The organism is Cellulophaga algicola DSM 14237 (genome assembly GCF_000186265.1).
GTDB lineage: Bacteria > Bacteroidota > Bacteroidia > Flavobacteriales > Flavobacteriaceae > Cellulophaga > Cellulophaga algicola.
The window spans coordinates 3,971,518-3,991,117 of sequence record NC_014934.1 but is presented as its reverse complement, the minus strand read 5'-3'; the positions used below and the strand labels follow the sequence as shown (position 1 = coordinate 3,991,117).

Below are 19,600 nucleotides of genomic sequence, written 5' to 3'. Positions count from 1 at the left end.
CTACCATAGAAATAATTAGTACGCATAAAAAAACCGCCAATTTCTTGGCGGTTTTTTACTTAAGGATCGTAGTATTATTTCTTAATAATTTGCGCTGTACTTTTTAAGTCGCCATCTATATAAGTCTTCAAAACGTAATACCCGCTGCATAAATACCACAACGGTAATACAGATTTATTAGTCCCTGGTCTTAACTTATCATATGATTTATACACTACGCTGCCATAGTAGTCATAAACTACATAGGAAGCATATGACTTCTTAGTACTTTCCTGTTGAACAATAGCATAAGAAGTAAACGGATTTGGATAAATCTTTAAAGCGATATCTTCATCAGGATTATCCGTTGGAGGTGCACAAGAACCTAGTGTATATCCTTTTCTCTTAAGAATTTCTACAGCTCTTGCAGAAACGCATATTGATCTTCCATTTTTACACATACTAACTTTTGGTCTTCTGTAGTTATTACCACAAGAAACATCCTCTACTTCTACCGTAATCTCACCGCTTACAGTACATCCATTAGCATCGGTAATAGTTACAGTAAATAAGGTAGTTTCATTAGGACATACCGTAATAGACTCGGTATCCTCCCCTGAGCTCCAAGAATAGTTATAAGGAGCTACACCACCCCAAGTACTCGTTACACCGATAGTTGCACAGGCTTCAGCCTCATATCCATGAAATACTTTTACTGTGTCTGTTACCGTAAACTCAATAGGCTCAAATGTTGCTACGTAAATAGAATCTTGTACAGTAGTACCAATAGCATCGGTTACCACAATACTATAAGATCCACTAATTAAATCTGTAGCAATAGCTGTTGTTTGTCCGTCATTCCAAGAATAGGCATAAGGAGCTACACCACCACTAACCTGTACTGTTGCCGTAGCCGCATCTCCTGAACAAGTTGTTTCAGAACTTACTATCTCTGCAATTTGTAATTCTTCAAGAATGAAACGTGCTGAAACTGGGAAGTGATCTGAAACAGTTGTGGTGTAATCCGTATCATAAAACTCATAGCCTACACTAACAGACCCATCAATGTAGCTTGCTGATAATTCATTAGAAACGGTAATATGATCTATCATGTTTTCTCTAAACACATAAGAGCGATAATCGCCTTCGCTTAATACCTTTGTAAGAATAGTATAATTTACAGTATCTTGAACATATGCATCAAAGGTACTTACCGTAGAACTAACCTCATCTGCGACTGTGAAAGCTACATCATCGTTGTAATCCCCTAAAACAATAAGGTTTGAGTCTGCAAATTGTGCATCTAAAGTATCTTTTAATACTTCCACATCATACTTACGCATATCATAACGCGATTGTGGGCCAGAACTGCTATTTGCTCTAGCGTGTAGTGCTACAATATCAAATTGCTTTGTTACACCTCCTAAAGTTACGTCTGCCGTCATTAAAAAAGGTAGGCGTCCACTAGCATAAAAACGCGTTTTATCTGCATCTGGATAGTCAGACAAGGCAGTAGCATCTCCTCCATTATAGTAGGGGTGTATGCTAGCCAATAATGGTTTTGTTGCAACTACAGAAACGGTAGCTGTATTATAGATGAATCCCACTTTTTGTTGTGTCCCAGTTGCATCATTAGGATACGATACAGCTTCCGAAAGTACATAATCATACCCGTTCATCTCACTAACCATTTGACCAAAAAGAACATCATCAGATATTTCCTCTACAGCATATACATCTGCATCCATTTTTTTTAGGATGGTTAAAACACTGTCTTTTTGAATAGCATCTGAAAGTGGATTACCGACCGTAGGGGAATTGGTTTCATCACCAAACCATTCAATATTCCAAGCCACAACGTCAAAAGTTTTATCCTTTCCAACAGCTACACCATTGTCTAAGGGAACATATGCCGTTGCACAAGGCATGTCTGCTTTGGCACGCGGTAGTAATTGATATGACTCAAAAAAACGACCTACAACACCTGTAATTTCTGAACAAGAAGCGGGTTGGCCTAAACCTACTATAGCCTCTACATCATTATCTATACGAAGGTCTCCAAAACCACTTGCATCTGATAAGGTGTAATTAGAATTTCCGAATAAAATATCTCCTGCTTTAGGAAAAGATGGATTTAAAACGCTTACTAATTCCGCTGGATGATTTCCTAATTCTGCTAACGTGATTACCAATGGTGTAACAGCAACATTTGGAGTTCCATTATTTTCTACCTGTGTGACTGTACTAATTTGAATCTGATCATTGAAAGCACTACGGGTACCGGTAACTGTGATAGAGTCTCCTATCATGAAATTACCTTCACCATGTACGGAAGAATCAAAAATTGCAATGGCTGCGGTAGCATCTTGAAGGTAAGCAGAACCTGCCAATTGATCTGATACGGTTAAAACACCACTCACCGTTACCACATCACCTTCTGCTGTATTACGAGCCGCTAAAATTGATATGGTAGCAGGCGCCGGAATTATCGCTCCGTTTTCTGTTCCAGGAGATGGTATTGCTGTAATATACGCAGCGGTGTTTCTCACACCACCAGCACCATTAGGCATTCTTTGCATAGACTGGCTATCTTTATCTCCCAATGCAGCTTCATTTACTTGCAGCTCTCCTGAGTTTAAAAGTACTAATAAACCTTCATCATCACCGTCATCTGTACTATACACCAACGCATCTAATAAGGAATCATTCACAAGAACTGGCGTACCACTAGGAAAGTCGGTTACTGCTCCGGAATATAAGGCTACTGCATCTGCGCCATTTTGAATACCGTTTGTGGTAAATGCTTCTAATGATACATTAGCAACAGCTGAACTCCCTAGTACAAAATAGCCATTTTCATTCGTCGTATAACCTGTTAAGTCTATAGCATTATAGCTTAAATCATTACTTCCGTTAAATAAAACAACGACTAAGCCATCCAAGGATGAATTTCCGCTTCCACCATCATAGAGTTCTATAAATTCTAAAGCATCTGTTCCTAAATTATCAACATCTACTTCGTTGATAACTATTTGAGCTGGTCCAGAAATGGTATAACTAGCTACAGGAAAAGGTGTTACCGCTGCAGTATTTGTGGTTTCATTATCTAAAGCATTTGGACCACTAAAAGTCCAGTTACTACTCTTAAAAACGGCACCATCTGGTCCTGTATTTTCAGTTCTATAGGCCCAACCATCTGTATACTCCCAAGCTTGTCCAGAACCATCTACATCAATAGCTCCAAAAACATCAATCACGGTTCCATTTTGAAATAACTCAACCGCATCATCCCCATTAATAGCCATAGCGCCATCAATAAATGTAGGCATGAAACCAAAAAAGTTGTTGAATTCTACTTCTTCTGTAGCTACATATATAAATTCTCCTTTAGCTAATGCTACTGCTGGAAATGTAAATTCTTCTCCATCTGTACCACCTCCATTGTTTGCGGAGCCAAGGCTATAACTACTTAAATCTGCAATAGCAGCAGTGGCATAAAGTTCTACCCCTTTAGGTACACCGCCGGTAAGCGGACCATCAAAAACCCCTGAGATCAATAAAGCACTGAGTGGCGACGTTCCGCCTCCACTAGTAGTTACTGCTAAAACTTCTGAAAGTGCTGAGCTATAACCTGCGGCGTCAATGGCTACAACGGTAAAAGAATATAGGGTAGCTGCACTTAGCCCTTCTACTGAGAATGTAGTGGTATTTGTAGTACCTACCAAGGTTGTTCCCTCGAAAATCTGATATTCAATAACACCTACATTATCTGCTGCTGCTGTCCATGACAACGCCACCTTTGTAGCTTCAATAGTAGCGGTGGTTACTTGAGAAGGTATTGTTGGCGCTTCAGTATCTGTTGTACTAGCTCCTGCTCCATTAGAAGTACCCGGAGTAGGTACATTCATGACAAATAAATTAGTGTTCCTAGCGCCACCTTGACCATTAGGACTACGTTGCATAGAATTTACAGTAGCGTTACCACCTTCGTTTTCATCTACTTGGACTTGACCTGAATTTAATAAGGTTAACAATTCTGCATCATCACCATCACTAGTTCCATACACTACCGCATCTATTAAAGTTTCCTCTAAAACTAGTGCCGTTCCTGAAGAAAAACTAGCAGGATCTGCCAAATAAAGTGCTACGGCATCTGCTCCGTTTTGAATACCATTGGTGGTAAAAGCCGCTAAATCTACATGAGCAACATTAGCACTTCCTATCACAAAATATCCATTCTCATCAGTAGCATAACCTGTTAAATCTATCGTATTATAACTTAGGTTATTACTCCCATTATATAACACAACTACATAGCCATCTAAGCTCGTATTTCCAGAACCACCATCATACAACTCAATAAACTCAGAAGCATCGGTGCTCTCTTGATCTGCATCAATTTCATTAATTAGCAGCCCTTGGTCAGATGATCCTGATCCTGTTGCTGTTCCTTGTAAGTGTACATCATCAAAACCGGCATAATCACTCCCGCCATTTTGTTTTGCGTACAATTGTAGGCTCACACTAGAAACCGTATTAGGTATTGCTTGAGATATCTGCTCCCAACCTGTAGTACTGTACGGACTGCCTACTGTGATAGTAACCACACCTTGCGAAACGGCGTCGTGAAAAATTTCATACGTAAGAATATCGCCATTGGCAACATCAAAACCATCTACCTGCACTTCAAAAGAGAGGGTCACTCCCGTAAAATTGCTAATATCTATAGCATTGAAAGTTAAAGTACCTCCATCAACCGTAGCACAATTACCTTCTAAATCTTGAATACCGAAGAAATTAGCACCTGTTTTTGGTGCTGTTATAGAACCTACACTAGAAACTACGTCCCAAACATCTCCTCCTGTATTACACGGCACAGGAGATTGCACATACATCCACGTGTCATTAGAAGAATTTTCATACCCTTGAAAAGCTATAAAATCTCCCGTTGGTGTTGGTGGCGTTGTTGTATCTTCTAATGTAGTAAACATTACTACATTGCTCTCCGATGAGCTATTTCCTGCGGCATCTATTGCCTTTATAGAAAAAGAATAGCTAGTATTTGCTTCTAAACCAGAAACGGTAAATGAAGTACTACTGGTAGAAGTAACAAAATTAGTCCCATTAAAAACCTGGTAAGCCAATACTGCTACATTATCTATTGAAGCGGTCCACGTTAAATCTACACCCGTAATAGTGGTATTTGCAGCCACCAAATTAGCCGGTACTGTAGGTGCTTCTATATCAGTAGAGGTATTTTGGAATCTATCTTCTGCTTGTGGTCCTCCCCAAATAGTAGTAGCAAAAGCAGGGTTATCTATAAATGGGTTTCTATTCCCTTGAATACCTTCTAAAAGAACATTTCTATTAATTTCTACCTGAGATACTGGATCTTCTGCATTCCATTCTAAGAACATGTCTCTCATTTCTGGGCTATAGGTAGAGTTCCCTAATCCTACCGTATTGGGCAAACAACGATTCCCATATCTAATGTACATATACATCATCATACGAGCAACGTCACCTTTCCATTCATCACCAGGATAAAATCCGTTATTCAAGGCTTTTGCAGTACCCTCTGAATCAATATACGGACGGTTACCTCTTGTTGAATTAAATTGAACATCTGTAGCACGCAAATGGTGCGCGTCAGACCCAGGACCTGTTGTTCCTAAATTGGGATTTCCTAATGATTTTGGATAGGAATGCTCTCTGTTCCATTGGCCAGATCCACCACCATTATTATCCTTAGAACGCGTTCTGTCATTGGTAGCATCTGCATCACTATCATTATAGCCGTATAATAAGAAAACGTTGTTAGGATCAGCAGGGTCTAAATCTGTTTGCTTTAAAGCTTCCCACACTCCTGGAGTATAACTCAATACCGTACTTTGTGTATTGGTGACAAGTGTGCCCAAATTGTTTTTCAAACTCTCTCCTGTAGCACTAATATTCGTTCCTGAATAATAGGAAGGAATTTGTGCAGAGACAAAGTTTAGCATAAAAAATGCCAGAATCCATAGCAATAGATTCTTCCTTAAGTAATTTTGTTTCATAGTGGTCTAATTATTTTAGTACCACCAAAATTAAGAAATTCTATTGCGTAAGAAGTTATTCTTTATTAACAGAACGTTAAGAAATAACCTCCTTTCTACCGTATAACCATGGTTTATCGGTACTATTCATCGTTGAAAAGTAAATGTTAGGAGAAAATTATAATCCTAAAACAGAGAAAAATTTCGCTTTATAGCTTTCTCCAATAGGAATTCTTGTATCGTTAATTACAATTCTATTCCGTTGAACCGTCTTAATAAAATTTACATTGACCACAAATGATTTGTGCACGCGTAAAAACTGATTGGAAGGAAGTTTATCTAATATCTCTTTAAAATTCATAAGGGTCAACACCGTCTTATTAGTATTGGTGATATGAATTTTTAAATAGTCCTTCAAACCTTGAACATATTCAATCTCATCTAAATTTATCTTAATACTTTCATATTCTGCTTTTACGAAAATAAACTTCTTTGATTCGTTGGTTTCTCCATGAGATGAAAATACATTGCCTTCCATAGGTTTTTCTTTTTTAGATAATTGTTCTTTTGCTCTTGAAATAGCTTTTATAAAACGGTGGTAAGGAATAGGTTTCACTAAATAATCTACCGCATTAAGCTCAAAGCCTTCTACTGCATATTGAGAATAGGCCGTTGTAAAAATAAATAAGGGTTTATTATCTAGGGAAGCTATAAAATCTATCCCGCTAATTTGTGGCATTTGAATATCACAAAAAAGAAGGTCTACTTTTTTATCATTTAAGATGCTGATCGCATCAAGGGGGTTCGTAAAAGTACCTACGACTTCTATAAAATCTAGCTTACTGCAATAATCCGTTATGATATCTATTGCTAATGGCTCATCGTCTATAATAATACATTTCATAGTTATAATTTTAAGGTAAGCCTAACGCAATAATTTTCTCCATCATTCTCAACAAACAGCTCGTGGGAGTCCGGATACAATAAGTTCAGTCTATTTTTAATATTTGTTAGTCCAACACCAGAATTTTTGGCTTCTTTTCTAAAAGCCCCTATTTTATTGATCACACTAAAATGAATACCATCATCAAAAATTGAGAGGCTTATTTTAACATTGGTTTTCCCTTTAAAATCCGTACCATATTTAAAGGCATTTTCTATAAATGAGATGAATAGCAAAGGCGCAATAGATTTCTGTTTGTCTTCTCCTGATATTTTTAAAAGTACATTCTCTGTATCCGATAATCGTAAGCGTTGTAACTGAACGTAGTTCTTTATATATTCTATCTCTTTAGATAAAGGTGCCAAATCTTTATCGGCTTCATACAACATATAGCGCATGAGTTCTGATAAATTTATAATAGCTTCTGAAGTCTTGTCTGATTTCTTTACGGACAAGGAGTAAATAGCATTTAATGAATTGAATAAAAAATGTGGATTTAATTGCGTTTTTAAAAATTGAAGCTCAGAATTTACCTTTTCATTCTCTGTAATTTTTCTCAAATCTTCATTGCGGTTCCACTCAATATAAATACGAAGCAATGAACTAACTACATAAGGAATTCCGAAAGTGATGATGGACATGAAGAAAGAACGAAATTCAGGGTTCTCTGAACGCAAATGTCTTTTTTGTAAGTCGTTAAGCTCTGCAGGAATAGTTTTTATAAAAGATAGATTTCCGAAAATATTTACAATGAGTCCAAATATGATAATTAATACAATAGAGATTACAATATAATTGGCAACATTCTTCTTTAATAAAAGCTTAGGAATTAGGTAATAGTAGTTAATATAAAATAGTAGAAATGAAAAAATAAAGCGAATATGAAGATCTGGCGGAAATGGCCTTTCTTGAGAAATAAATGGATATAACAGAAGACCATAAAAAAATAGCCATAGTATTACATGAATAAAAATTTGCCAAAAGTACCTTTTCTTTAGAACCATAAATTTACTGCCTATTCAACACTTTTATATTTAAATTTTCTAAATCGTTTAAGGTAACTACAGGATTCTCTTTATTTAAAAGCTTGTTTATAACCAAATTAGACACTAACCACGCATCATTTTTAGTGTTAAAAGGAACTGCTCCTTGTATAGCAGGAATATATTCTTGTTTGATAATTATTTTATCTTCTGCTTGTATTTGATATCCAAAACCGCCTTCTACCGTAAAAACCTCAGAATCTAATATAGGTTTGGAGTCCATATAATTCATAATAACCATTACAATGGTTATCAATGCTATAGTAAATGCTGCTAAAGTTATGGTTTTATCTAGATTGCTCTTTTTCATTTATCAAAATTTTAAGAATAATAGGGCTGATTTTCGATAAAACAACCCTATTCATTATAAATAACTAATTCAAATTAATCTTCATCATCATATTCTGCAAAAGGAAAAAATTCTTGCAAATCATCTAAATATAAAGTACCAGATCTACCTAAACCAACAAAGCCTCTTGAACCATTTGAAAATGCCACAGGGTCTTGTCGTGTTGTACCTTCATAACTTGTCTTTACTTCCCAGGTATCCGTTAAAGGATCATATTCCCAAACAGAAGTACTTGCACCACTACGATCTCCACAAGCTATATAGCCATAGCCATTTAATGTAAAACCTACAGCATTACTGCGGGCTATAGCATAATCATCTTCTTCATCTAATTCTAATTTTTCTGTCCACACTTCTGTAGTAGGATCAAAAACCCAGAAATCTGTTAAATAAACACCGTTAGAAATACCCGTCGCTAAATACGCTTTATCTTCTAGAATAAATGTTGTAGCTGCACGTCTCTTATCGCCTCCGAAACCAACTAGCTCTGACCAAGAATCAGTCGTAGGGTTGTATTTCCAAAAATCTTTACGATCATTATCTCCATCAAAGCCGGTACCAAAATAACCAACTCCATTTAATCCAAAACCTATTGCATTTCTTCTAGGTGTAGATGGGAAATCTGCTATCTGTGTCCATGCATTTGTTCCTGGGTCATACGAATAGAAATCTGCTAGTTCATCTAAACCATCATATCCAGAACCAATATACCCTTTATCATTAACCGTAAAACCTGCTGCTGCATTACGTGCAACACCTGTGAAATCTGCTTTTTGAGACCAGTAATTGCCTTCTATATCATAAGCCCAAAATGAGTTTAAATAATCATCTCCATCATAACCAACGCCCATATACCCAATATTACCAATAGTAAAACTAGTTGCTCCACTTCTAGGGCTTCCATCAAAAACAGATCGCTCTACCCAGTTTCCTGTATCATCATCATCGTCATCACTGGAGCAACTCGTTGCTACTAATAATAGGCTTATACTACATAAGTAGGCTATTTTATGTTTTAATACCATTTTCTTCATAAACTAATGCTTTATAATTCGTTGATTTTTTAATTCGATTCAAATCTATACTGGTTATGAAGTCAAATAAAACAGAATAGATGAAGTCCTAGTTTTAACATATGAAACCCCAAAATTAATCTACGAACAGAACATCTTACTTCATAGAAACAATTCAAGGGTTCGTCTTAAAAATTACCGCTTTTATCTATTCTACTATAGCGCTTATCATGTGTCATCTACTTTTATCAAAAAATTAAATTATGATAAACAAATTGTGGGTCTTTAGCACAATAATACTGCTAGGTTTACTAGGCAGTTGTAGTGATGATACTAATGATTCTGATTTTTTAGCGGGAGATTTGTTTACAGATAGCAACATTAGAGTGGTACTTATTGATACCTTGACCGTCAATATATCTACAATAAAATTCGATAGTATTATTACCTCTGCTGCAGAGAGAATTTTAATTGGCCAATATACAGATCCTGTCTTCGGTAAAGTGAGGAGTGCTAATTATTCCGGATTTTTACCTAACTCCTATTATATTGATACAGAAGCAGAATACGATAGTATTGTTTTATTCGCCAAATACGACACCTACTATTATAACGATACAACGAAAACAAACACCATCAAAATAAAGCGCTTAAGTGATAATTTTGATCCTGACGAGAATAATGTTTTTTATAATAACAGTACCGTTGCTTACGATGACATAGATCTAGGAATTATAAGTTATATCCCTAGACCGCAATCATCAGACTCCTTAGAGATAAAATTAACGGATGATTTAGGTCTCGAATTTTTTAATCAATTTCAAAATAAAATTGTAACAGATAATGCCGAATTCACCAATGAATTTAAAGGCTTAGCATTATTGCCTGATACGGAAGATGATGGTTCTGTAATCGGATTTTCTAAAAGCTCAAGTGATTTTTATATGCGCCTTTATTATTCTACTGCAGGAGAAATAGAACGAACTCAAAGTTATACCGATATTATATTGAATACCTCTGATAGTCCTAATCCATTTTTTAATAACATAAGTGCTACCGATCCTATAAATTATTTACAAACACTTACAAATGGAGAAGTTAGTTTATCTAGTGATGACAGCGACGATGAAAGCTTTATTCAGTCAGGAACTGGTATTGCTACCAAAATTGAGCTGCCATATCTTAAAACGGTAAATAATGTTGGTGGGCAAGGAACATTATTAAAAGCTGTTTTAAAAATAAAACCTGTTGCAGGATCATACTCAGATTACTTGATGCTCAGAGAATATTTATCTGTCTATTTGGTCGATAAAAATAATGACATTACAAGTCAATTATACAACACAGATGCTTCGGTAGTTAGTGCGATATTAAATACATACAATCAAGAATATAACGATGTTTATTTTGAAATAGACTTAACCGCCTATATTGAAGGTATTCTATCTACTGATCTCAACTCTGAAGAATCTTTACTCCTGATTCCTGAAAATTATACGGCAACTGTAGACCGATTTATTTTAAATGGAACACTTAATTCTAGTACCAAAACAAAACTTGAACTTACATACGCAGTTTACGATGAAGAAAATTAAAATACCTTCCTTAACGAGTATACTAGTACTCATCGCATCAATTAATGCTGGATATTCACAAACAGAAGCTTTAACAAGTTCTCCCTATTCTTTATATGGTTTAGGCGTAATTAATCAAACAAGTATTGGTAAATCTAATGCGCTAGGGTATACTGGAATTGGATTAAAAACGGACTCAGAGATTAATAATTTGAATCCTGCTAACTATGGTTTAATTCCTCAAAATTCTTTTTTCTATGATATTGGTGTTACCGGTGAAGTAAATAACTATAGCAATAGAAGTTATAGTGAAAAAAAGAAAAATGTAAACTTTTCAAATATTGCTTTCGCTTTTAGAATTACAGAAGGACTAGGTGCGGGTATTTCTATGGTACCTTATAGTGATGTGGGATATTCGCTTGTAGGCATTCAATCTAATGTAGAAGGAAGTACAGAAACTTTTGAAAGTGCTGTTACCGGTTTAGGGGCATTAAGCGATTTAAAATTGAATATAGGATATTCGTTATTAGACAATTTAAGGTTTGGATTAAGTGCTTCATTCTTATTTGGTAATATTGAAGAAACAGAATCTTTTGTCATTAGCAATAGCGCTTTGAGCTTAACAGAAACTACTAATTATAGCGGTGCTCGTTTAGGATACGGAATGCAGTTTGATTTAAATGATAAATTTACCATAGGAAGTACCATGCAATTTCCTACCAGTTTAAAAGGAAGTATAGACCGTTCTATAACTAAAGTAATAGAAGGTTCTACCAGTGTAACTGTTGAATCAGATGAGCCAGATACCGCTGATAATTTTGACCTGCCCTTAGAAGTAGGTTTTGGCTTCAGTGCTAAACTATATAAGTCTTTTATGCTGAGTGCTGATTATAAAAAGAACTATTGGGATGCTACCAACCAAACAGATCTATCGGGGAGTTATGTAGATCAAGATATTCTAGGTGTTGGCCTAGAATATATAAAGAATAAGAGTAGTTTTAAATATAGTGATCGTATTAATTATAGACTTGGGTATAATTATGACACCGGTTACTTAGAAGTAAACAAGGAAAAAATAAATGGTTTTAATATTACTACAGGAATAGGTTTACCTGTGAGTAGAAGTTCTAACTCCATGATAAATCTATCTTATAGCTATGGATCCAAAGGAATTATAGAAAACGTGTTAATAAAAGAAAATTATCACCTATTTACTTTAAATATGAGTTTAGAAGATTTATGGTTCAGGCAACGAAAAATTAATTAAGAAGCTCTTGATTTATAAAGTGCATTTAGAATAAGTCCGCCTATAATCATTATAATCCCTAATAAACTCCACAAGGTGTAAATTTCATTAAACCAAAGTAAACCTACGGAAACTGTAAAAAGCACTTCTATATATTTTAGGGGTGCTACTTGGGTTGTGCTGCCAGATTGAAATGCTTTGGTCATATACAATTGTCCAAAATAACCAAATATCCCTAAACCTAATAAAAGAAGCCACTCTATACCTTTAGGGGTTACCCAATTAAAAATGGTGAGTACTCCTCCTATTATAGTTGCGATCATCATAAAATAGTTAACCACAACTACAGGATGATCTTGTTTTCCTATTTTAGTAATGGTTACATACACCAAGCCACTAAAAAAAGCGGCACCAATAATTAAAATTAAACCAAAAGGATCTAGACTACCATCAAAACCTTTCAATATCATTACTCCTCCAAAAGCTATCCCAAAAAATACCCATTGTATAAATTTCACTTTTTCTTTCAATAAAAATATAGCGAAGAAAGCAGCGAATATTGGTGCTATGTACCGCAGAGAAACAGCCGTTCCCATAGTTAAGTACTTCAATGACATAAAGTATAAGGTCATAGAAGTTACCCCCGCTAAACCTCTATAAATAAGCAATTTTCTTTTATTTCCTAAAACAGGAATTTTATGATACGTTAAGAATGAAAGCGTTAGAACTAAAGTTCCTAGTGATCTAAAAAAAACCAATTCATAGGCTGGTAAATGAACCAAATATTTTACGGTGGCATTCATAAAAGTGAAGGACAACGTACTGATGACCATATACCCTAAAGCTTGCTTAAAATTCATTTATTTTAATAGTTTACACTTTATTTAAAGCGTTAATAATCCTGTTTCTTTTAATGTTTGTAGCGGTTTTGAAAACCAAAATAATTCAAAATTCTCAAAGTGTATTTCAAAATCATTTTTTAAAGCCCCAAAAGAAATAAGTCTCTCCTCTTGAACCTGTAATTTTTCTAATTGCTGGTATAACCACTCCCCAGTTTCCTTTTCTAAGGAAATTGTAGTCACTTTTTTTCGGTCATGAAACGTCATCTTTAAGAGCTCCCATGATTGTCCTCTTTTTGTTTTGGTAGTTACTTCCAATTGCGGCAAACTCCCCAACCAAAGAATTTTAGCACTAGCCTTGGTACTTAAATCCACTTGCGTCTCTAAACAGTTTTCTATAAAATTTTTAGCAATTTGTGACTTCGGAATTTTAAAATCAAACCATTCTTGCAGCGCGGTTTCAAAACCGATACCATGCATATAATTAAATAGCGATTTTTTTAATCCGTAACTAAATTGAGTATGATCTATTCCTGTTGTATCCGTAAAATCAATATCATTATTCGCAAAAGTAATTTCTTTTATATCTGGAATAATACCATATTCTGATGGATTTATCCCCACAGGACTATGAGCTGTTAATGCAAATTGATGCCAAAAACCAGACTGCAGAACGCCTATTTCAAAAAGTTGACGTACCATTTCAAGACTATCTACGGTCTCCTGTACCGTTTGTGTTGGATATCCGTACATTAAATACGAATGCACCATAATATTAGCCTCGGTAAAATTTCGGGTTACTTGTGCTACTTGAGCTACTGTTACTCCTTTGTCTATCAATTTTAACAAGCGGTCAGAAGCTACTTCTAATCCGCCAGAAACGGCAATACAGCCAGATGCTTTTAATAATTTACATAAATCTGTCGTGAAGTTTTTCTCAAAACGAATGTTTGTCCACCAAGTAACAATCAAATTCCGTTTTAGTATTTCTATAGCCAAAGCTTTCATCAAGGATGGTGGCGCCGCTTCATCTACAAAATGAAATCCGTTTTCTCCGGTTTGGGTAATTAGGGTTTCCATGCGGTCTACTAAAAGTTTAGCCGCAACAGGCTCATATATTTTTATGTAATCTAATGATATATCACAAAACGTACATTTTCCCCAATAGCAACCATGCGCCATAGTTAATTTATTCCATCTACCATCACTCCATAAACTATGCATGGGATTGGCTATTTCAATTACTGATATATATTGGTCTAAAAGTAAATCTGTATAATCAGGAGTTCCTACATCGCTTTGCTTATAATCGGCTTGCTTTGCTGTATTTAAGTATGTAACCTCTCCGTTTTCTAGTAAAAAAGTCCTTTTATATTCATGGTCTGATGCGGTTTCATTTGTAACTGCCTTTACTACCAATTCTATCGGGAGTTCTCCATCATCAAGCGTGATATAATCAAAAAACTCAAAAACGCGTTTATCAGCAAGCGATCGCAATTCTGTATTTGCAAAACCACCACCCATTCCAATTTTTATGGCTGGATAATGTTTTTTAATGTATTGTGCACATCTAAATCCACTATATAAATTACCAGGAAAAGGAATAGAAAAACAAACAAGCTTAGGTTGTATCGTTTTAATGTGATTCTCGATAATCGCTATTGTTAATTGATCTATATAGGTAAGTTCTTCTTGCAACTTTTCATACAATTCATCAAAAGAATTAGCACTACGCCCTAAACGTTCTGCATACCGACTAAAGCCAAAATTAGCATCGATACATTCTACAATAAAATCTGATAAATCTTCTAAATACAAGGTCGCTAAATGCTTTGCTTTATCCTGTAACCCCATTTCACCAAATGCCCAATCTAACTCATCTAACTCCTGAAAACGTGATGCTTCTGGTAAGAAACCATCCGTACAAATTTGTCTTGCAAAGGTTGGATTTTTATCTTGCAGAAAAGCAATAATGGGATTTATTGTATTTAAATAAACTTGTTTTAAGGCATAAATACGTTGACAGTTCTCTGAGGTAATCGTATTATTTTCATACGCATATTGAAATATTTTCTCAAACTGATTTTTTGAAAATAAGTCTAGAATTACTTCAATCCCTAAATCGATTTGAAAAGAAGAAATGTTTTTTGTATTCAGAAATCCTTTTAAATAAGCCGTTGCTGGATAAGGCGTATTTAATTGTGTAAACGGAGGTGTTATAAGTAAAATGTCTTTCAAAATGCATTAAAAAATAAGCTGCAAAGGTACGCCAATAGTTTAGGTCAAGCTCATTTCTTTCTTTAGAATTTCTGCTACAGTACTTTGGTAAGCCCTTGGATTATTTGCTTTTTTTATCGCTTTAAATGTTTTCTGCGGATTTGAAAATGAGTTTGCGAAAAATTCCCAAAACCCCTGCATTTTCATTTTAATAGGAGTCGGTCCAGATAAAAAAGCATCATAGTCTTGATAAATGGTATCATGAAATTCACTAAAAATAGCCCATCTATTCTCAGGGTATTCAAAAGTATTTGCTTTAATCATACTTGGTAAAAAGGGATCTGCAATTAGACCTCGACCAATCATCCAATGATCTATGCTTGGGAAACGTTCTTGCATTTTTTTAAAGGCATCAACCGTAGTTATATCCCCATTGTAGTATAATTTATGACTGGTACTTTCCACACAACGTTGAAAAGCATCTAAATCTACTCCACCCTTATACAACTGTTTACCTATGCGTGCATGTATCGCAATATTCTTAATTGGATATTTTTCTAATACAGGAAACGTATCTAATATTTCTGAACTATCCTCATAACCCATGCGCATTTTCATAGAAACGGTAACATTTGTTTCAGCATGCACACGATCTAAGATATGATCTATTTTATCAGCTTCTTTTACCAATCCAGAACCCATTCCACGTTTTGTGACCATAGGATAAGGACAACCCAAATTCCAATTTAACTCCGTGTAGCCTAAGTCTTGAATGTATTTGACCACAAACAAAAATTCATCTGCGTCATTGGTCATCACCTGCGGAATAAGATTTAGAGCTGCGTTGTTTTCTAATTGCAAATCGCGTTGATAGGACGATTTTATAACTAATTTACCATCTAAACGAATGTAAGGTGCATAAAATGTATCAATACCTCCAAAAAAATGGTGGAATGCATTTCTAAACCGAAAATCGGTAAAGCCCTGTAATGGAGAAGATAGTAAGGTAAAACTCATTAAAAATAGATTGGCGGCAAAGATACATCCTTGTCCCTTACCTTTAGTAAAATAGCTAACTTTATTAAACAAAAAATCCCCGGCGTTTAACCGAGAATTTTACTATACTTCTATAATTATTTCTTCTTTTTCTTTTTTGAATACATAGGTATAAAACCACATAATAGTAAAGGTGGGTATAAAGTCTGTTCCAGGGATTAGTTCTTCTACAAAAGTGACCATTGCTGCTGCTTGCCCTATCTTACCTTTATATAAACGAGTCATTAACCAAGCAGAAATTGGAGCCCAGATAATATCTGAAAACTCTCCTATTCCCGGTATTACAAATGAAACTAGTCCTAAAGCATCAAAAAGAAGGCTTAAAAACAAATTTCTAAATTTTTTATCTTTTAAATCTGACATATTTAAATTTACTATTTTAATTAATTATAATCAAAATAGATGCCAAAAAAATATAAATTTAAATTAGGAAAGCTTAGAACTAATCAATTTTAAAAATTCATTTCTTGTTTCTTGCTTTTCAAATTGGCCTCTAAATCCAGAAGTTGTTGTAACAGAATTTTGCTTTTGAACACCACGCATCATCATACACATATGTGAAGCTTCTATAACTACAGCAACACCTTTTGGTTTTAAAGTATCATTTAAACACTCTAAAATATCATGAGTTAAACGCTCTTGCACCTGTAAACGTCTTGAAAAAACATCTACAACACGAGGAATTTTACTTAAACCTACAATGTGTCCGTTAGGAATATAAGCAATATGCGCTTTCCCAAAAAATGGTAACATATGATGCTCGCAAAGTGAATATAACTCTATGTCTTTTATAATAACCATATCGTCATAATCTTCTTTGAACATTGCTCCTTTTAAAATAGCTACAGGATCTTGTTGGTATCCTTGTGTTAAATAAAGCATTGCTTTAGCAGCGCGTTCAGGAGTTTTCACTAAACCTTCTCTGGTAATATCTTCACCAACTCCTTCAATGATTGTTTTGTAATTACTGCGAACATCATCAGTAATTTCAATATTATATTCCTCAAACTTTTTATATGGTGCCATTAAATTTCTTTTTAAAGCTATTTTGTTTACTATTTAATAAAAATACTTAAACAAAGTTAATCAATATGTAGTTTCAAAAAATAAAAAAATAAATTTATTTTAATGTCAAAGGTAATATACTCCCCTTTAATATGATGATTGTAATTTCTTATACCACAATAGGCCTATAGCGTATGCAATGAAAAATAGCAACAATTAAAGTTTAAGTTAAAGTGGTTTTGCCATGTCTTGGCTAATGTTTACTTTCATACTTTAATTAGAATTAAATATGATAAAAGCGCAAAATATCCAGAAATATTATGGAGACCTACAAGTCTTAAAAGGTGTAGATATTCATATTACTAAAGGAGAAATTGTATCTATTGTTGGACCGTCTGGGGCAGGAAAAACAACACTTTTACAAATTTTAGGCACCTTAGATATACAGTCTAATAAATATGACAGTCAGCTTTTAATAAAAGATAGAGATATAACGGCTTTATCAGAAAAGGAATTGGCCAAATTTAGAAATGAAAATATAGGGTTCATTTTTCAATTCCACCAATTATTGCCAGAATTTACTGCATTAGAAAATGTCTGTATTCCTGCTTTTATCAAAAACACGACAAAGAATGCTGCTGAAAAAAGAGCCAAAGAATTGCTAGACTTTTTAGGCCTATCGCATCGGTACCATCACAAACCGAATGAACTATCTGGTGGAGAACAACAACGCGTTGCTGTAGCACGTGCTTTAGTAAATAGCCCAAGTGTTATTTTTGCTGATGAACCTAGTGGAAATCTAGATACAGAAAGCGCCGATAATCTTCATAAATTATTTTTTAAATTAAGGGATGAATTTGGACAAACCTTTGTTATAGTTACCCATAATGAAGAATTGGCTGAGATGGCCGATAGAAAACTCACCATGGTAGACGGAAAAATGTTACCATCAGAATGATTTATGAAATTTGGGACTACTTTAAAAATCCTAAAAATGAACCCTACCCTAGTTTGCAAAACCTAGAAAAATGGTCGCTTCTAAAAAAGATATTAATTTTAAATATTGTTTTTAGTTTTATTCTCGGGATTGTAATGGGAATAATCACGACAGTTGCCGGAGCAGATTTAGGAGCACATGGCGTAGGTGAGATGTTTAAAAAGTATCCTGTTTACATTATCTTTTTTTTAGCAGTCATTCTAGCTCCTATTCTAGAAGAGTTGATTTTTAGAGGAACCCTAACGTTTTTTAAGAACCCAAAATCTTTTAAATACGCCTATTACGTATCTGTTTTTCTTTTTGGAGCCGTACACTTGAGCAATTTTGAATCTTACGCAGATCATCTTTGGTTGGCACCTATATTAGTACTTCCTCAAATTTCTGCAGGAATATTTTTAGGGTTTACTCGCGTAAAATTAGGCCTTGTTTGGTCTATGTTATTGCATGGGTTACATAATGGAATTCTACTTACCCCAATGTTATTCTTTAAATTTGCAGGAGAAACTATTCCTTAATGAAGAAAGCAGACCTTAAAATATTTCTAGACGAAAAAGTAATTGAATATAACAAGCCTACTTTTTTAGATACAGATCCTATTCAGATTCCACATACATTTTCACAAAAAGAAGATATTGAAATTAGTGCTTTTCTAACCGCTACCATCGCATGGGGAAATAGAAAAAGTATTATTACCAATGCAAAAAAAATGATGGCTTTATTGGATAATTCTCCTCATGATTTTATTTTAAATCATCAAGAGGAGGATCTCGCAAGGTTTGATGAATTTGTGCACCGTACCTTTAATGGAGAAGATCTTAAATTTTTTATCACAAGCTTACAGAATATTTACTTACATCATGGTGGATTAGAAGCTGTTTTTAAAGCCCATATTTCAGACAAATCATTACAGCCTGCCATATCTGGATTTAAAAAAGTATTTTTTGAAATTCCGCATCCCAGTAGAACCACTAAACATGTTTCGGACCCTATGAAAGGTTCTGCCGCTAAACGCATTAACATGTTTTTACGTTGGATGGTTAGAGATGCTGCAACAGGAGTCGATTTTGGTATATGGAATACCATCCCCAGTGCCTATTTATCGTGTCCGCTAGATGTGCATTCTGGTAATGTAGCACGTAAACTAAAACTCCTTAAACGAAAACAAAACGATGCTAAGGCCTTGGCAGAATTAGATGCAAATCTTCGTAAAATGGATGCAAATGATCCTGCTAAGTATGATTTTGCCTTATTTGGATTAGGTGTTTTTGAAAAATTTTAACCCTCTCTAAACTTGAGAGGATTAA

15 protein-coding genes are annotated in these 19,600 nt (G+C 34.7%); 5 read left to right on the top strand and 10 right to left on the bottom strand.

Annotation, left to right across the window (positions count from 1 at the left end; genetic code table 11):
- Positions 1–74: 74 nt before the first annotated feature.
- The 5 genes from CELAL_RS22660 to CELAL_RS17400 form a co-directional block, all read right to left on the bottom strand.
- Positions 75–6,035, bottom strand: a complete 5,961-nt coding sequence (locus tag CELAL_RS22660) for an endonuclease (protein ID WP_041557793.1) — start codon at positions 6,033–6,035, stop codon at positions 75–77.
- A gap of 157 nt (positions 6,036–6,192) precedes the next feature.
- A complete protein-coding gene (locus CELAL_RS17415; RefSeq protein WP_013552203.1) occupies positions 6,193–6,918 on the bottom strand; it encodes a LytR/AlgR family response regulator transcription factor in 726 nt (241 codons plus the stop codon).
- Positions 6,919–6,920: 2 nt separating this feature from the next.
- Positions 6,921–7,961, bottom strand: coding sequence for a sensor histidine kinase (locus CELAL_RS17410; RefSeq protein ID WP_013552202.1), 1,041 nt, complete (start codon positions 7,959–7,961; stop codon positions 6,921–6,923).
- A gap of 4 nt (positions 7,962–7,965) precedes the next feature.
- Positions 7,966–8,310 (bottom strand): DUF4907 domain-containing protein, encoded by a 345-nt coding sequence (locus CELAL_RS17405; protein ID WP_013552201.1) that lies wholly within the window; start codon positions 8,308–8,310, stop codon positions 7,966–7,968.
- A 74-nt stretch (positions 8,311–8,384) separates the two neighbouring features.
- The gene (locus CELAL_RS17400) at positions 8,385–9,383 is read right to left on the bottom strand and encodes a Kelch repeat-containing protein (RefSeq protein WP_013552200.1); all 999 of its coding nucleotides are present in this window, start codon (positions 9,381–9,383) and stop codon (positions 8,385–8,387) included.
- Between the two features lie 242 nt (positions 9,384–9,625).
- Here CELAL_RS17400 and CELAL_RS17395 point away from each other — a divergent pair, with 242 nt between their 5' ends.
- Together CELAL_RS17395 and CELAL_RS17390 are read left to right on the top strand one after the other, a co-directional pair.
- Positions 9,626–10,957, top strand: a complete 1,332-nt coding sequence (locus CELAL_RS17395) for a DUF4270 family protein (protein WP_013552199.1) — start codon at positions 9,626–9,628, stop codon at positions 10,955–10,957.
- Positions 10,944–12,203 (top strand): OmpP1/FadL family transporter, encoded by a 1,260-nt coding sequence (locus CELAL_RS17390; RefSeq protein WP_041557792.1) that lies wholly within the window; start codon positions 10,944–10,946, stop codon positions 12,201–12,203. Before CELAL_RS17395 ends, CELAL_RS17390 begins: the two co-directional genes overlap by 14 nt.
- Here CELAL_RS17390 and CELAL_RS17385 read toward each other — a convergent pair.
- The 5 genes from CELAL_RS17385 to folE all read right to left on the bottom strand — a co-directional run bounded on the left by CELAL_RS17385 (position 12,200) and on the right by folE (position 17,320).
- Positions 12,200–13,042 (bottom strand): DMT family transporter, encoded by an 843-nt coding sequence (locus CELAL_RS17385; RefSeq protein ID WP_013552197.1) that lies wholly within the window; start codon positions 13,040–13,042, stop codon positions 12,200–12,202. The genes CELAL_RS17390 and CELAL_RS17385 overlap by 4 nt on opposite strands.
- Positions 13,043–13,066: 24 nt before the next feature.
- Entirely contained in the window at positions 13,067–15,259 is a 2,193-nt protein-coding gene (locus CELAL_RS17380) for a B12-binding domain-containing radical SAM protein (RefSeq protein ID WP_013552196.1), read from the bottom strand.
- Positions 15,260–15,298: 39 nt separating this feature from the next.
- A complete protein-coding gene (locus CELAL_RS17375) occupies positions 15,299–16,255 on the bottom strand; it encodes a tRNA dihydrouridine synthase (protein ID WP_041557791.1) in 957 nt (318 codons plus the stop codon).
- Positions 16,256–16,357: 102 nt separating this feature from the next.
- On the bottom strand, positions 16,358–16,657 hold the full coding sequence (locus tag CELAL_RS17370) for a hypothetical protein (RefSeq protein WP_013552194.1): 300 nt from the start codon (positions 16,655–16,657) through the stop codon (positions 16,358–16,360).
- A gap of 63 nt (positions 16,658–16,720) precedes the next feature.
- Positions 16,721–17,320, bottom strand: coding sequence for a GTP cyclohydrolase I FolE (gene folE, locus CELAL_RS17365; RefSeq protein ID WP_013552193.1), 600 nt, complete (start codon positions 17,318–17,320; stop codon positions 16,721–16,723).
- A 268-nt stretch (positions 17,321–17,588) separates the two neighbouring features.
- Here folE and CELAL_RS17360 point away from each other — a divergent pair, with 268 nt between their 5' ends.
- Genes CELAL_RS17360 through CELAL_RS17350 form a run of 3 tightly spaced genes read left to right on the top strand, consistent with a single transcriptional unit; the run spans position 17,589 to position 19,575 of the window.
- Positions 17,589–18,257, top strand: coding sequence for an ABC transporter ATP-binding protein (locus tag CELAL_RS17360; RefSeq protein ID WP_013552192.1), 669 nt, complete (start codon positions 17,589–17,591; stop codon positions 18,255–18,257).
- On the top strand, positions 18,254–18,811 hold the full coding sequence (locus tag CELAL_RS17355) for a CPBP family intramembrane glutamic endopeptidase (protein WP_013552191.1): 558 nt from the start codon (positions 18,254–18,256) through the stop codon (positions 18,809–18,811). The genes CELAL_RS17360 and CELAL_RS17355 overlap by 4 nt, the downstream gene beginning before the upstream one ends.
- A complete protein-coding gene (locus CELAL_RS17350) occupies positions 18,811–19,575 on the top strand; it encodes a TIGR02757 family protein (protein WP_013552190.1) in 765 nt (254 codons plus the stop codon). Before CELAL_RS17355 ends, CELAL_RS17350 begins: the two co-directional genes overlap by 1 nt.
- Positions 19,576–19,600: the final 25 nt, after the last annotated feature.

Excerpts from the sequence above, each read along its gene's own strand:
- folE (WP_013552193.1), bottom strand. The coding sequence starts at position 17,320 with ATGGCACCATATAAAAAGTTTGAGGAATATAATATTGAAATTACTGAT.
- CELAL_RS17370 (WP_013552194.1), bottom strand. The coding sequence starts at position 16,657 with ATGTCAGATTTAAAAGATAAAAAATTTAGAAATTTGTTTTTAAGCCTT.
- CELAL_RS22660 (WP_041557793.1), bottom strand. The coding sequence starts at position 6,035 with ATGAAACAAAATTACTTAAGGAAGAATCTATTGCTATGGATTCTGGCA.
- CELAL_RS17385 (WP_013552197.1), bottom strand. The coding sequence starts at position 13,042 with ATGAATTTTAAGCAAGCTTTAGGGTATATGGTCATCAGTACGTTGTCC.
- CELAL_RS17390 (WP_041557792.1), top strand. The coding sequence starts at position 10,944 with ATGAAGAAAATTAAAATACCTTCCTTAACGAGTATACTAGTACTCATC.
- CELAL_RS17410 (WP_013552202.1), bottom strand. The coding sequence starts at position 7,961 with ATGGTTCTAAAGAAAAGGTACTTTTGGCAAATTTTTATTCATGTAATA.
- CELAL_RS17395 (WP_013552199.1), top strand. The coding sequence starts at position 9,626 with ATGATAAACAAATTGTGGGTCTTTAGCACAATAATACTGCTAGGTTTA.
- CELAL_RS17415 (WP_013552203.1), bottom strand. The coding sequence starts at position 6,918 with ATGAAATGTATTATTATAGACGATGAGCCATTAGCAATAGATATCATA.
- CELAL_RS17355 (WP_013552191.1), top strand. The coding sequence starts at position 18,254 with ATGATTTATGAAATTTGGGACTACTTTAAAAATCCTAAAAATGAACCC.
- CELAL_RS17350 (WP_013552190.1), top strand. The coding sequence starts at position 18,811 with ATGAAGAAAGCAGACCTTAAAATATTTCTAGACGAAAAAGTAATTGAA.
- CELAL_RS17405 (WP_013552201.1), bottom strand. The coding sequence starts at position 8,310 with ATGAAAAAGAGCAATCTAGATAAAACCATAACTTTAGCAGCATTTACT.
- CELAL_RS17400 (WP_013552200.1), bottom strand. The coding sequence starts at position 9,383 with ATGAAGAAAATGGTATTAAAACATAAAATAGCCTACTTATGTAGTATA.
- CELAL_RS17360 (WP_013552192.1), top strand. The coding sequence starts at position 17,589 with ATGATAAAAGCGCAAAATATCCAGAAATATTATGGAGACCTACAAGTC.
- CELAL_RS17375 (WP_041557791.1), bottom strand. The coding sequence starts at position 16,255 with ATGAGTTTTACCTTACTATCTTCTCCATTACAGGGCTTTACCGATTTT.